14 protein-coding genes are annotated in these 12773 nt (G+C 72.6%); 2 read left to right on the top strand and 12 right to left on the bottom strand.

What is annotated here, in order from left to right:
* Window positions 1–5: 5 nt before the first annotated feature.
* From BN6_RS15720 to BN6_RS15670, 11 genes are all read right to left on the bottom strand, one after another.
* Complete coding sequence (locus BN6_RS15720; RefSeq protein ID WP_015100647.1) at window positions 6–695, bottom strand: 2-hydroxychromene-2-carboxylate isomerase; 690 nt, start codon at window positions 693–695, stop codon at window positions 6–8.
* A 1-nt stretch (window position 696) separates the two neighbouring features.
* On the bottom strand, window positions 697–1431 hold the full coding sequence (gene fabG / locus BN6_RS15715; protein ID WP_015100646.1) for a 3-oxoacyl-[acyl-carrier-protein] reductase: 735 nt from the start codon (window positions 1429–1431) through the stop codon (window positions 697–699).
* Complete coding sequence (locus tag BN6_RS15710; protein WP_015100645.1) at window positions 1428–1892, bottom strand: 3-hydroxyacyl-ACP dehydratase FabZ family protein; 465 nt, start codon at window positions 1890–1892, stop codon at window positions 1428–1430. The genes fabG and BN6_RS15710 overlap by 4 nt, the downstream gene beginning before the upstream one ends.
* Window positions 1889–2227 (bottom strand): MaoC/PaaZ C-terminal domain-containing protein, encoded by a 339-nt coding sequence (locus BN6_RS15705; protein WP_015100644.1) that lies wholly within the window; start codon window positions 2225–2227, stop codon window positions 1889–1891. Before BN6_RS15705 ends, BN6_RS15710 begins: the two co-directional genes overlap by 4 nt.
* The gene (locus BN6_RS15700) at window positions 2224–3270 is read right to left on the bottom strand and encodes a beta-ketoacyl synthase N-terminal-like domain-containing protein (RefSeq protein WP_015100643.1); all 1047 of its coding nucleotides are present in this window, start codon (window positions 3268–3270) and stop codon (window positions 2224–2226) included. The genes BN6_RS15705 and BN6_RS15700 overlap by 4 nt, the downstream gene beginning before the upstream one ends.
* A complete protein-coding gene (locus BN6_RS15695; protein WP_015100642.1) occupies window positions 3267–4235 on the bottom strand; it encodes an acyl-CoA thioesterase family protein in 969 nt (322 codons plus the stop codon). Before BN6_RS15695 ends, BN6_RS15700 begins: the two co-directional genes overlap by 4 nt.
* Entirely contained in the window at window positions 4232–4951 is a 720-nt protein-coding gene (locus BN6_RS15690; protein WP_015100641.1) for an alpha/beta fold hydrolase, read from the bottom strand. The genes BN6_RS15695 and BN6_RS15690 overlap by 4 nt, the downstream gene beginning before the upstream one ends.
* Before the next feature lie 2 nt (window positions 4952–4953).
* On the bottom strand, window positions 4954–6186 hold the full coding sequence (locus tag BN6_RS15685; RefSeq protein WP_015100640.1) for a beta-ketoacyl-[acyl-carrier-protein] synthase family protein: 1233 nt from the start codon (window positions 6184–6186) through the stop codon (window positions 4954–4956).
* A 28-nt stretch (window positions 6187–6214) separates the two neighbouring features.
* On the bottom strand, window positions 6215–6478 hold the full coding sequence (locus tag BN6_RS15680; protein WP_015100639.1) for an acyl carrier protein: 264 nt from the start codon (window positions 6476–6478) through the stop codon (window positions 6215–6217).
* A gap of 78 nt (window positions 6479–6556) precedes the next feature.
* A complete protein-coding gene (locus tag BN6_RS15675) occupies window positions 6557–7321 on the bottom strand; it encodes an AfsR/SARP family transcriptional regulator (RefSeq protein WP_015100638.1) in 765 nt (254 codons plus the stop codon).
* A 13-nt stretch (window positions 7322–7334) separates the two neighbouring features.
* Window positions 7335–8042: an AfsR/SARP family transcriptional regulator gene (locus BN6_RS15670; protein ID WP_041312885.1), complete on the bottom strand. Its 708-nt coding sequence runs from the start codon at window positions 8040–8042 to the stop codon at window positions 7335–7337.
* A gap of 921 nt (window positions 8043–8963) precedes the next feature.
* Here BN6_RS15670 and BN6_RS15665 point away from each other — a divergent pair.
* Both BN6_RS15665 and BN6_RS15660 read left to right on the top strand, forming a co-directional pair.
* A complete protein-coding gene (locus BN6_RS15665) occupies window positions 8964–10640 on the top strand; it encodes a DEAD/DEAH box helicase (protein ID WP_041312883.1) in 1677 nt (558 codons plus the stop codon).
* An 87-nt stretch (window positions 10641–10727) separates the two neighbouring features.
* On the top strand, window positions 10728–11468 hold the full coding sequence (locus BN6_RS15660) for a DUF1684 domain-containing protein (protein ID WP_041312881.1): 741 nt from the start codon (window positions 10728–10730) through the stop codon (window positions 11466–11468).
* Here the strand turns inward: BN6_RS15660 and BN6_RS15655 are convergent.
* Window positions 11428–12771 (bottom strand): carboxylesterase family protein, encoded by a 1344-nt coding sequence (locus BN6_RS15655; RefSeq protein WP_015100634.1) that lies wholly within the window; start codon window positions 12769–12771, stop codon window positions 11428–11430. The two genes, BN6_RS15660 and BN6_RS15655, sit on opposite strands and share 41 nt — an antisense overlap.
* Window positions 12772–12773 lie beyond the last annotated feature (2 nt).

The raw sequence follows: 12773 nt of genomic DNA, 5'->3' as shown, positions 1-12773 counted from the left end.
GTGGGTCAGCCGCAGCCGCCCTCGTGGCCGGCTTCGGCCGACGCGGCGTGCGCGACCGGTTCGGGCAGGGCGCCGGCCGGGGCGAGCTTGGACCGGACGTGGGCGACGAAGTCCGGCAGGCGGTCGACGCCCCAGAAGCGGGTGAACCGGTGCACGAAGAACGGGACGCCGAACACGCCGTCCCGGCAGACGTCCATCAGCAGTTCCACGCCGCGCGCCCGCAGGTCCGGGTCGTCGGCGGCGTTCGACACCTCGTCGGCGTCCAGACCCAGCCGGGCCGCGATGTCCGCGACGGTCGCCCGGTCGCAGATGTCCCGACCGTGCTGCCAGCGCGCGGAGCACACCTCGGCGATGTACTCGCGGCCCAGCCCCGACCGCAGCGCGACCAGGTAGCCCAGGTGCGGCACCTCCCACACCGGTTCGCGGTCGACCGGCCACTTCACCGACAGCCCGCGCGCGCCGGCGAGCCGGGCCACGTCCTGGAGGATGTAGAGGTGCTTGGCGCGCGACATCGCCACGTACGGGAACTGCTCGCCGCGTTCCTTCAGCGCCTGGTCGTTGCGCTCGTCCGGTTCCCAGAACGGGGCCCAGTCGATCGCGTCGGCGACGTCGGGCGCGTCGCGCAGCAGGTCGTGGAACGCGAGCCAGGAGTACGGGCTGCGCAACGAGAAGTAGAACTTCGGGTGCTTGCTCATCTCAGATCACCAGACCGCCGTCGACGCCGAACACCTGGCCGGTGACGTAGGACGCCCGGTCCGACACCAGGAACGCCACCAGGTCGGCGACCTCTTCGGGCTTCCCGAAGCGCCCCAGCGGGATCTGCGCGGTCATCTTCGCCGCGAAGTCCTCGCCCAGGCCCGCGACCATGTCGGTCTCGATGAAGCCGGGCGCGACCGCGTTGACCCGGATGCCGTACTTGCCGACCTCCTTGGACAGCGCCTTGCTGAACCCGATGATCCCGGCCTTGGACGCGGAGTAGTTGGTCTGCGCGGCGTTGCCGTAGACCCCCGCCACCGACGACAGCGTGACCAGCGAGCCCGCCTTGCGCTTCATCATCGCGAACGCGGCGGCCTTGCACAGGTGGTAGGTGCCGTCGAGGTTGACCCGCAGCACCCGCTGCCAGTCCTCCTCCTTCAGCAGCACCAACGGGTTGTCCCGGACGATGCCCGCGCACGACACGACGGCGTGCAGCGGCCCGAGTTCCTTCTCGGCGTCCTTGACGAACCGGTCGACCTCGCGCTTCTCGGCCACGTCGACCTGCGCGACGAACACGGCGGCGCCGGCCTCGGCGGCCTCCTTGGCCACCACGTCGGCGGCGTCCTTGTTGGCCTGGTAGCAGAACGCCACGTCGTACCCGTCCTGGGCCAGCCGGGTCACCACCCGGTGCCCGATGCCCCGGGAGCCCCCGGTGACCAGTGCGACGCGCCTCATGCCACTCCCTCCGGGCGCAGCACCTCGACGCCGCGCCGCGCCATCGTGAACGAACCGATCTCCAGCACCTTGCGGCCCGCGACCACGCTGTGGCCGGCGAGGATCGCGGCGTCCGCGACCTCGCGGACCACCTGCACGTGGTGCTCGACCACGTCACCGGGGAACACCTCGGCGTGCAGCACGACGTCGCGGATGCCGGTGATCAGCTCCACCTTGTCGGCCAGCACGTCCGGGTTGGGGTTCTCCCACCGGGTCAGCAGCACGGCGGACTGCGCCCACGACTCCAGCAGCAGCCCGACCGGGTAGGCGTCCTCGGTCCCGTCGGCGTAGCAGGGCTCGCTCCCGCTCACGGCCTTGAGCGTGACGATGCCCCGGCCGGGGTCCACCTCGACCACCCGGTCCACCAGCAGCACCGGGTGGCGGTGCGGGATGATCCGCCGGATCGCGTCCACACCGGTCACGCCGCACCTCCCAGCCGGAGCTTGAACTCGGCGACCGGGCCCGCCGCCGTGGACACCTTGGCCACGCAGCGCACCTGGTCCTCCTCGCGCGTCAGCGTCGTCTCGATGGCGAGGTCGTCGCCGGGGAACACCGGGCGCAGGAACTTGGCCCGGTCCAGCGCCGTCACCCGAAGCCCCGGCTCCTGTTCGCGCAGGGCCGCGCGCACGTGCTCGACCACGAAGAGGCCCGGCAGGATCGGGAAGCCGGGGTAGTGCCCGGCGAACACGGGGTCCGCCGGGTCCACGTGCACTGCCGAAGTGGACACCGAGGGCGACACCGGGCCGGCCGTGCTCACGGCAGCTCCAGCACCGTGCAGCCGACCGTGCCGTCGGACTCGACGCCGGTCACCAGGGCGTGCCCGGAACGACCGGTCGCGACGGCGGCCGCGAGCTGGAAGCTGGCGGCGGCGGCGGAGGTGTCGCCGACCAGCGGCGCGCACCGGACCCACTCGGGCGTGCGGCCCAGCGCCTCGACGACCGCGTCCTCGTGCGCGCCGTCCGTGGAGACGAATGCGATGTCATCGGCGGCCACACCGGCTTCCGCCAACGCCGAGCGCACGCACGTGGTCAGCGCGGCACCCGCGCCGGAGGGCTCGAAGAAGCCGCGGAACCGGGTGGCGACCGGTCGGGCCAGCACCGGGCGGCCGGCGGCCGCGGCGGCGTGCTCGGACTCCAGCAGGAACACCGCGCCGCCCTCGCCCAGCGGTGCGGCGGAACCCTCGCTGCCGCGCCACTCCAGCCACGCGCGCTGCGTCGAGTACTCCTCGGCCGCGCCGACCAGCACGCGGTCGCAGTGCCCGCCGCGCAGCAGCCGGGTGGCGTAGCTCAGCGCGAGCAGGCCGGTGAGCGCGCCGCCCGCGATGGTCGTGTTGGGGCCCTTGATCTTGTGCCAGATCGCGCTCTGCCCGGCGGCCCGGTTCATCACCGTGTTCGGGAACAGCGCGGGGTCGACGTGGTAGGGCTTGTCGCCGGTCAGCGCGTCGCGGGTGAAGTCCATGATGGACTGCACGCTGCCCGAGCCGGTGCCCAGCACGACGCCGACCCGGTCGGGCTGCGCCAGCAGGTCGGGGCCGCACTCCTCCAGCAGCCGGCCGACCGTGCTCACGGCCAGCGCCGTCACCCGGTCCATCGAGCGGGTCCCCTTGCGCCCCAACGCCTCCTGCGCGCTGAAGTCGGGCACCAGGGCGGCCGTCGGGAACGGGCCGTCGGACGGGGCGAGCGCCGAAGCGCCCGCCCGCACGCCCTCGGCGAACGCCGCCGAGCCCACCCCGAAGGGCGAGACCGCCGACCACGCCGAGAAGACCAGGGTGTCCACACCGGACTCCAGAGCGGTGGTCACGACACGCCCCGGCCGGACAGCGACCCCGCCTTGCCGGTGATCGCGCCGATGAGCCGGTCGTCGAAGTTCACCAGGCTCCAGTCCTTGCGGTTCTCGATCACCGCCCAGCCGTGGGTGATCTTGCCGGTGGCGGTCTGCACCAGCTCGCCGTCGCGCAGCACGTAGCAGTCCATCCGCGCGGTGAAGGTGAACTTCTTGAAGACCTCCTCCACGGTGAACACCGTGTAGAGCGTCTCCTCCATGTTCGCCTCTTCGGTGAAGGTGATCCGCGAGTGCGGCACCACCGGGATCCAGTTCTGCTCGTCCAGCAGGGTCTTGATGGATGCGCCCCGGTCCTCGACGAACAGGTCCAGGATCTCCTCCATCTGGCGGAGGTAGCCCGACATCTGCACGCGCTCGGTGAAGTGGCAGTAGAAGTACGGGATCCGCCACGCCCAGGCGAAGGCGTTGCGCCCGGCGGTGAGCAGGTCCAGCGGGTCCGCGTCGCCGACCGGGATCGGCGCGGTGGCACCGGTGGTCTTGGCCGGGGCGGCGATCCGCTCCACGACGTGCGGCGCGAGCGCGGCCGGGACCGGCTCGGCGTCGAAGCCGTGCGGGTCCAGCCGGAACGACACGGACACCTTGGACTTGACCGCCTTCACGGTCTTGTCGTCGCGCTCGACGGTCAGCTCCACCAGCAGCTTGAGCGGACCCCCGTCCTGGGTGGCCGATTCGGGGCGGACCCTGGAGACGGTGGCCTGCGCCAGGTCGTCGATGTGGAACGCGGTGAGGATCTTGGTGTCCAGGTCCACGATGTCGGTGCACAGGCCGAAGCGCTCGTAGAGCTGCCCGGCCGGGAACCCGCTCTGCCGCAGGTGGTCCAGCACGGCCTCTTCGACCATGTAGTTGACGTGCTTGAAGCCGATCCAGGTGCAGATGTTGGAGCCCTCGTAGCGGGGGCGCAGCGAAACGGAGGTGGTCGTCACGTCAACTCCAGGCTTTCCTCGAAGAAGTCGCGGACCAGGGCCGCGAGCCGGTCGGGCTGTTCGATCATCGGGAAGTGGCCGCACCCGTCGAGCAGCTCGAACCGGGCGCGGGGCAGCGCTTTGGCCAGCGCGCGGCCGTCCTCGGGGCGGGCGGCGACGTCGTCCACGCCGCTCACCACCAGCACCGGCGCGCCGATCGCGCCGAGGTCGAGCAACGGGGTGCGCAGGTAGGTCTCGAACCACCGCGTCCAGCCGTAGGGGCCGACCTGGTCGCGCAGCGACCGGGCCAGCCACTCGCGGCGGCTCTCCGGGAAGCGGGCGGTCTCGCCGACCCGCAGGGCCTCGGTGAACGTGCGGTGGAAGTCGTTGAGGTAGTAGGAGATCGTCGGCCAGTCGAAGTCGGCCGGGTCCGGGCGGTAGAACGGGCACAGCAGCACGGTCGGGCGCGGCCGGACCCGGCCCTGGGCGTAGCACTCGACCAGCAGCATGGCCGCCATCGAGTGCGCCACCACGACGTCGTGGCCGTCCCACACCGCGTCCACCAGGTACCGGCCCGGGTCGGGCAGGTGCGCCCACGCCGGGTCGGCCATGCCGTGCCAGGGCAGGTCCGGCCTGGTGGTGGCGAACCGGTCGGGCAGCGCGGCGGCGATCGGGTCCCAGACCGCCGCCTTGCCCGCCAGTCCGTGAAGGAACAGCGCCTGCGCCTTGCCGTCCACCGTCAGCCCTCGTCCCGGTACCGGCCCAGGATCAGCACCGCGTTGTTGCCCGCGAACGCCAGGGCGTTGTTCTGCACCACGTCGAGGTTCGCCGGCCGGGCCGTGTTCGGCACGCAGTCCACGCCGCACTCGGGGTCGGTCTCGTGGTGGTTGATCGTGGGCGGGATGAAGCCCTCCTGGATCGCCAGCGCGCACGCCGCCGACGCCAGCGCGCTCGCCGCGCCCATCGAGTGGCCGAGCATCGACTTGATCGACACCACCGGCGGCGGCGTGTCGAACACCTGCCGGATCGCGCCGGACTCGGTGACGTCGTTGGCCTTCGTGCCGGTGCCGTGGGCGGAGATGAAGTCGATGTCCGCCGGCTTCACGCCCGCGTTGCGGTGCGCGAGCTCGATGCACCGGGCCAGCGAGTCGCGGTCCGGGGCCACCGGGTGGTTGGCGTCGCAGTTGAGGCCGTAGCCGAGCACCTCGGCGTAGATCCGCGCGCCGCGGGCCAGTGCCGACTCCAGCGACTCCATCACCAGGATGCCCGCGCCCTCGCCGGTCAGGATGCCCTTGCGGTTTTTCTCGAACGGCTGGCAGACCTCCGGCGCGATGGTGCCCAGCCGGTAGAACCCGGTGAAGGTCTTGCGGCACACGGCGTCCGCGCCGCCGCACAGCGCCACCTCGACCTCGCCCTCGCGGATGGCGTCGAAGCCGTAGCCGATGGCGTAGTTGCCGGCCGCGCACGCGGTCGGGATGGTGACCGCCTCGACGTCGGCCAGTTCCAGCTCGCGGACGATGCTGGAGGACAGCCGGCCGGCCGTGGACCGGCGGGCCACCACCGGGTCCAGCGACTCCGGGCCGTCCCGGAGCTGGTCGGCGATCAGGTTGTCCAGGTCGCGGGACTCGGCGTCGGTCGTGCCGACCGACACCAGGGCGCGCTTGCCGCGCAGCTCGTCCAGGCTCATCGCCGCGTCGGCGACGGCCATCCGGGCCGCGGCGGCGGAGAACTGGCTCGCCCGGCCCAGCTCGTCCGGGTCGACCCGCTCCAGCCACGCCGCCGGGTCGAAGTCGGCGACCTCGCAGCCGTTGGCGTGGCTGAAGCCGGTGGTGTCGAACGAGGTGATCGGCTTGACGCCGCTGCGGCCCTCGCGCAGGCCGGCCAGGAACTCGGTGACGCCGATGCCGATGCTGGTGACCACGCCAAGTCCCGTGACCACCACCCGGCGCGGCTGCCGCCCTCCGTCGCGCATCGTGTCCTCCCAGCGCCCGCGCCGCGGCCTACTTGGCGGCCTGGGCTTCGGCGACGACGGCGATGACGCCTTCGAGGTTGACCATGCGGGTCAGCTCGGCCTGGTCGATCTCGACGCTGAACGTGCGCTCCAGGGCGGACAGGATCTCGATCGCGCCCAGCGAGTCGGCGTCGTGGTCCTCCTTGAACAGGCTGGTGTCGGTCATCTCCTCGGGGTCGATCTCGAGGATCTCGGACACGATTTCCTTGATCTTCGCCTTGCCGTCCGCGTCGATGCTCACCGAACTGGTCACCTTGGGCCTCCAAGCACACGGGATTCCGCTTCGTTTCCCAGCGTGCTTTCGGCGGCTATATCCGGCCTATGCGGGGACCTATACGGCGATGCGCCGGGGTCCCCGCAGCACCGGGTCGGCGGTGAGGATCGCCAGGTGCACCTCGCGCAGCAGCGAGCCGGGGTCGATACCGAGCTCGTCGGCCAGCATCCGGCGGCCCTCCTCGTAGAGCGAGAGCGCGTCGGCCTGCCGGTCGCAGCGGTAGAAGGTGGTCATGAGCTGGGCGCGGAAGCGCTCCTGGAGCGGGTGCTGGTGCACCAGCCGGGTCAGCTCGGGCAGCAGCGGGGCGTGCCGGCCCAGCGCCAGGTCGGCCTCGATGCGGCTCTCCAGCGCCGCGATCCGGGCCTCCTCCAGCCGGGGCGCCTCGGCGTCGGACAGGTGCTCGGAAACGCCGGTGAGGGCGGGCCCGCGCCACAGCCGCAATGCGCCGCGCAGCAGCCGGGCGGCGTCCTCGTAGCGGTTCGCGGCGAGCGCGGCCTGGCCCTGCGCGGCCTGTTCCTCGAATTCCCTCAGGTCGAACGAGCAGGCCGCGGGCCGCAATTCGTAGCCGCGCGAGCGGCGGGTGATGCCGACCTCCCGGCGCAGCGTCTTGCGCAGCCGCGAGACGTAGGTGTAGATCTGCGCGTTGTAGGTCGCGGGCGGGTGCTGCCCCCACAGGAAGTCGCTCATCTGCGCGTCGGACACCGCGCCGTTGTCGGCGAGCAGCAGCGCCGTCAGCACGGTGCGCGGCTTGGACCCGTCCAACGGCACCTCGGCGCCGTCGTGGTGGACTTCGACCGGCCCCAGGATCCGGAACTCCAGCACTTCGTTTCCCCTCCTACAGCAAGACCTGGTCGTGGACGAGGATCGCCTGGTAGAGCCGGCGCATCGCGCGGCCGGGCTCCAGCCCCAGTTCGCTGGCCAGGCGGCGGCGGGTGTGGTGGAACACGTCCAGCGCCTCGGTCTGCCGGCCGTTGCGGTAGAGCGCGACCATGAGCTGCTCGCTGAACCGCTCGCGCTCCGGGTACTCGGCGGCGAGCTGCTTGAGCTCGGAGACCACGCCGCGGTCCTCCCCGTTGGCGAGCTTGGCGGCGATGAGGTCCTCGCGGGCGCTGAGCCGGCGCTCGTCGAGCCGGGCGGCCTCGATCCGGAACTTCAGCCCGTCGCTGACGTCGAACAGCGCCGGTCCGCGCCACAGCCGCAGCGCCCGCTCCAGCAGCTCGATCGCCTCGTCCGGCCGGGTGTGCACCCGGTCGGAGCCCTTGTCGGCGAGTTCGCGGAACAGGTGCGCGTCCACCGCGTCGGCGGGCACGTCGAGCAGGTAGCCGCTGCTCACCGTGCGCACCAGCTCGTCGCCCGGCCGGTCGGTGAACTGCTCCAGGAGTTTCCGCAACCGCACCACATTGGCCTGTAGCGCGTTGCGCGCGTTTCCCATCTGTTTACCGGCCCACAATTCCTCGACCAGCTGGTCGAACGGGACCGGCGATCCCGGTGAAAGCGCCAGCAGTGCCAGGAGGGTGCGCACCTGGCGGGCCGCGACACCCATCCGGCGATCCTCATGTGCGAGCGCGACAGCACCGAGAATCTGCACCTGCATGGTCATGACCCCCAGCCACTGGACGATGCGGAGCACGCTCCGCCGGGGGCGGTCAGCCCAAAAATCCCCCAGCTAAAGCGTTGACATGTTGCCCACCTCGGCCCGATGGGGGGAAATATCATTTGGACCACTCGGGACGTACCCGCGCGGTATGCGGCCGAACGGCTCAGCACGGGACTCCGGCTGCCGGTCCGGGACGGGGCCCGCTTGGGCGGGACGGCGGTCACCGACACGCAGAGCCACCGCCGTTCGGCCGCGGCCGGACTGCTCCCGATTTCCGCGCCGAGGCGGTTCCACAATAGCGAATACAGGCGGTCTTGCGCGAGATCCGGCTGGTCGGGGACTCTCCGCGACGATCGTGGGGTGCCCGCTGGGCCAGCCAGGTGAGCACGCCTTCGGCGACCCGAACGTCACGCTGGGTATCCCGTCTCGACAGGCTCGGCGAGGTATCCGCCCACCCGCGCGCGAGGCGCGGAAGTATAGGCCGGGCATAGCGCCCGACCGGACCGTTCCCCAGAGTTGAACCGGATGTTCGAGGGCCCGCAACGACTCGTTCCGGCCACGTCCGACGGCGCTCCGCCACGAATGAACGGTGTTGTCGATCAGCCGGCCCGAACCCGATATTCCTTCGGATTTTACCGGGACATTAACCCCGGACCGCCGCCGGCCGTTCACCGGACATTCGCCGGCCCCGCCGGCGGAACCCCGCAACGCCCCGCCGGGAAAACCCAGGCCCGGCCGGACCGCCTTTCTGCGGAAACTCCGACCACCCCGAAACGGTTCACGGTGACCGGGATCACGATGCCGGCGGACGGGCTTTGGCGTACCCCTCGCCGAGCGGTTGCGGAGCGATCAGCGAGACTTGACGCCATGACCGCCGACGCGCCCGACGACGACAGGACCAGCTTCGCCGACCTCGGGCTCCGCCCCGAGCTGCTGCGGGCGCTCTCCGGACTCGGCTACGAAGAACCCACCCCCATCCAGCGAGAGGCCATCCCACCGCTCACCGACGGCCGCGACCTGCTCGGTCAGGCCGCCACCGGAACCGGCAAGACCGCCGCGTTCGCCCTGCCCGTGCTGGAGCGCATGGCCGAGGGCGGGCGCACCGAGCGTGCGCCGATGGCCCTGGTCCTGGTGCCCACCCGGGAACTGGCCGTCCAGGTCTCCGAGGCGGTGCACCGGTACGGCCGCGAGATCGGCGCGCGGGTGCTGCCGATCTACGGCGGCCAGCCCATCGGCCGGCAGCTGCGCGTGCTGGAGCAGGGCGTGGACGTCGTCGTGGCCACGCCGGGCCGCGCGGTCGACCACCTCAACCGCGGCACGCTCAAGCTGGAGCACCTGGAGGTCGTCGTCCTCGACGAGGCCGACGAGATGCTCGACATGGGCTTCGCCGAGGACCTCGACGCCATCCTGGCCGAGGCCCCGGAGCAGCGGCAGACGGTGCTGTTCTCGGCGACCATGCCGGGACGCATCGACCGGCTGGCCCGCCAGCACCTGACCGACCCGGTGCGGATCACCATCAGCCGCGAGCAGCCCGAGCCGGGCGAGGCCCCGCGCGTGCGGCAGAGCGCCTACGTCGTGCCGCGCGCCCACAAGCCGGCGGCGCTGGGCCGCGTGCTGGACATCGAGGCCCCGACGGCGGCGATCGTGTTCTGCCGCACCCGCGACGAGGTCGACCAGCTCACCGAGACGCTCAACGGGCGCGGCTACCGGGCCGAGTCGCTGCACGGCGGCATCAGCCAGGAGCAGCGCGACCGGGTCATGGCCCGGCTGCGCAACGGCACCGCGGACCTGCTGGTCGCCACCGACGTCGCCGCCCGCGGCCTGGACGTCGAGCAGCTCACGCACGTCGTGAACTACAACGTGCCCTCCGCGCCGGAGTCCTACGTGCACCGGATCGGCCGGGTCGGCCGGGCGGGCCGCGAGGGCGTGGCCATCACGCTGGCCGAGCCGCGCGAGCACGGGATGCTCAAGACCATCGAGCGGGTCACCAAGCAGCGGATCCAGATGGAGAAGGTGCCCACCATCGCCGACCTGCGGGCCCGGCGGTTGGAGCTGACCCGCGCGGCGCTGCACGAGAGCCTGCTGGAGGACGACCTGGAGGGCTTCCGGGTCGTGGTGGAGACGCTGGCCGACGAGTTCGACGTGATGGAGGTCGCCCTCGCCGCGGTCAAGCTGGCCCACGAGGCGAGCGGCGCGGCGGCCGACGAGGAGGAGATCCCCGAGGTCGCCCCGCGCGGCGACCGCCGCCCCGGCACCGGCGAGCCGCGCCGGGAGCGCAAGCCGCGCCGGCCCACCGCGGGCATGACCCGGCTGTTCGTCGGCGCGGGCCGCAGCGCGGGCATCCGCCCGCAGGACCTGGTCGGCGCGATCGCCGGCGAGGCCCGGCTCAACGGCCGCGAGATCGGCGCGATCGAGATCGCCGACCGGTTCTCGCTGGTCGAGGTGCCCGAGGGCTCGGCACAGCAGGTGATCACGGCGCTGCGCGGCGCGACCATCAAGGGCCGCAAGGTGACCATCCGGCGGGAGCGCGAAGAGCTGCGCTGACCCGGCCGGCAGGTGGACGCGGTGGTGGCGACGGCCCCGCCCGTGGTTGATTCGCCGGTGTACGAACCTTTCGAGGGAAGGACACCGATGACCACGGTCGAGGACGAGGCGCTCACCACCGCGTGGGCGGCGTGGCACGCCGACCGCGAGGCGGCGCTGCGCCACCCGCACGGCTGGCTCAGCGTCACCGCGCTGCACTGGCTGGACGGCACGCCCCGCGCGTTCCCCGGGGTGCCCGGCGAGTGGAGCACCACCGGCACGGCCGCGCGCGGCAGCGGCGGCGCGGAGCACACCCTGGCCGAAGCCGCGTCGACCCTGCTCGACGGCGAGGACGGGATCAAGGTCGAGGTCCTGCGGCGCACCGGCCGCTACGGGCTGCGGGTGCGCGACCCGCGCAGCCCCGACCTGGCCGCGTTCACCGGCGTGCCGGCGTTCGAGGTGCGGCCGCGGTGGGTGGTGGACGCGGAGTTCGAGGCGTTCGACCAGCCGCGCCCGATCGTCGTCGGCGCGGCGCGCGACGGTCTGGAGCACCGCTTCCAGGCCCTCGGTCACGCCCGGTTCGTGCTGGCCGGCGAGTCGCAGCGGCTGCTCGTGCACGAGTCCGGCGACCAGGTCCAGGTGCTGTTCCACGACGCCACGAACGGCACGACCACCGCGCCGTGGCGGACGCTGTTCGCCGACCGGCCGGCCGGGGACCGGCTCCGGCTGGACTTCAACCGGGCGGTGAACCTGCCCTCGGCGTTCACGCCCTACGGCACGTGCCCGGTGCCGCCGCAGGGCAACGTGGTCACGGTGCCCGTCGAGGCCGGCGAGCGCCGATACCGCTGACCGGGAAGTCCACCGGGACGTCGAGGTCGACCCCGCGCCACAGCGCGCGGGTCGTGGACACGTCGACCTCCTCGCCCCACCACCGCACACCGGCCCAGCCTGGGTCGCCGGTGCGCGCGAACCCGACCCACGACGCGAGCACGCGGCGGGACAGCGCGTGCTCGGCGGGTCCGGGCGGGCCGCCGATCAGGAAGTCCGCGCCGGCCAGGGTGCCGAACGCGAACGGCACGTCGGCGGCGTGCCAGGCGGGCGGCCGGCTGAACCTGGCCAGCGGCGCGCCGCGCGCCTGCGCCAACCGGGTGGTGGGCTCGGTGAACACATGGTCACCGAGCAGCGCGAGGTATGCCTCCGAAGGGGTCGCGAACAACTCGCGGTAGCCGGCCACGACGTGCGGCGGAAAGGCGAACGCCCGGCCGAACGCGGCGTACTCGGCGTCCGTGCGCACCGAGGCGACCGTGCCGGTGCGGTCGAACAGCCGGTACTCGGCCGTGGTGTGGCACAGCAGCAGCGGCACGTCGGCCGGCGGAACGGGCAGCCGGTCCGCGACCGGGCCGAACAGCACCGGGTCGTGGCCCAACGGCCCGGAGCGCTGGGCGCGGGCCAGCGCGTCGGCCGAGACGACCGCGGACTCCGGTGTCGTCGGGTCGATCCAGCGCGCCACCCGACGGGCGAAACCCCCGGTGTAGCACCGGTTCGGGACGCTGTGCGCGATCACCCGGCGCACCGCGCGCGACGCGTCGGCCAGGAACAGCGCCGAGCCCGCGCCCGCCGACTGGCCCGCCACGGTGATGTTCTCGGGGTCGCCGCCGAACGCGGCGATCTCGTCGCGCACCCAGTGCAGCGCCGCGACCTGGTCGAGCAGGCCGCGGTTGTCCGGGTGGCCCTCGACGTGCCCGAAACCCTCGAAACCCAGGCGGTAGTTGCAGGTCACGACGACCAGCCCGGCGCGGGCCAGGTGCACGCCGTCGTAGTCGGGCTGGGCGGACGAGCCGTAGGTGTACGCGCCGCCGTGCAGGTAGAGCAGCACCGGGTTGCCTTCGGCGGCGCTCGGCGCCCACACGTTCAGGCTGAGCACGTCCTCGTCGCCGGGCCGCCACACCGGCGCGCCGGGCAGCTCGGCGGACTGCGGCGCGATCGGCCCGAACCGCGTGCAGGCACCGGCGAAGTCGGTCCGCACGGGCGCGGCGAACCGGCGCGGACCGAAGGGCGGCTCGGCGTACCGGATGCCGAGGAACACGTCCACCCCGGACTGCCCGGCGGCGGTCTGCACCGCCCGGCCGAGAAAACGTCCACGCCTGGTCATCG

Source organism: Saccharothrix espanaensis DSM 44229, assembly GCF_000328705.1.
Classification (GTDB): domain Bacteria; phylum Actinomycetota; class Actinomycetes; order Mycobacteriales; family Pseudonocardiaceae; genus Actinosynnema; species Actinosynnema espanaense.
The sequence above is the reverse complement of the archived record's forward strand: the minus strand, read 5'-3'. Positions and strand labels throughout refer to the sequence as shown.

What these genes read in the sequence shown, in the direction of transcription:
- BN6_RS15720 (WP_015100647.1), bottom strand. Translation starts at nt 695, where the DNA reads ATGAGCAAGCACCCGAAGTTCTACTTCTCGTTGCGCAGCCCGTACTCC.
- fabG (WP_015100646.1), bottom strand. Translation starts at nt 1,431, where the DNA reads ATGAGGCGCGTCGCACTGGTCACCGGGGGCTCCCGGGGCATCGGGCAC.
- BN6_RS15685 (WP_015100640.1), bottom strand. Translation starts at nt 6,186, where the DNA reads ATGCGCGACGGAGGGCGGCAGCCGCGCCGGGTGGTGGTCACGGGACTT.
- BN6_RS15670 (WP_041312885.1), bottom strand. Translation starts at nt 8,042, where the DNA reads ATGGGTGTCGCGGCCCGCCAGGTGCGCACCCTCCTGGCACTGCTGGCG.
- BN6_RS15665 (WP_041312883.1), top strand. Translation starts at nt 8,964, where the DNA reads ATGACCGCCGACGCGCCCGACGACGACAGGACCAGCTTCGCCGACCTC.
- BN6_RS15660 (WP_041312881.1), top strand. Translation starts at nt 10,728, where the DNA reads ATGACCACGGTCGAGGACGAGGCGCTCACCACCGCGTGGGCGGCGTGG.
- BN6_RS15655 (WP_015100634.1), bottom strand. Translation starts at nt 12,771, where the DNA reads ATGACCAGGCGTGGACGTTTTCTCGGCCGGGCGGTGCAGACCGCCGCC.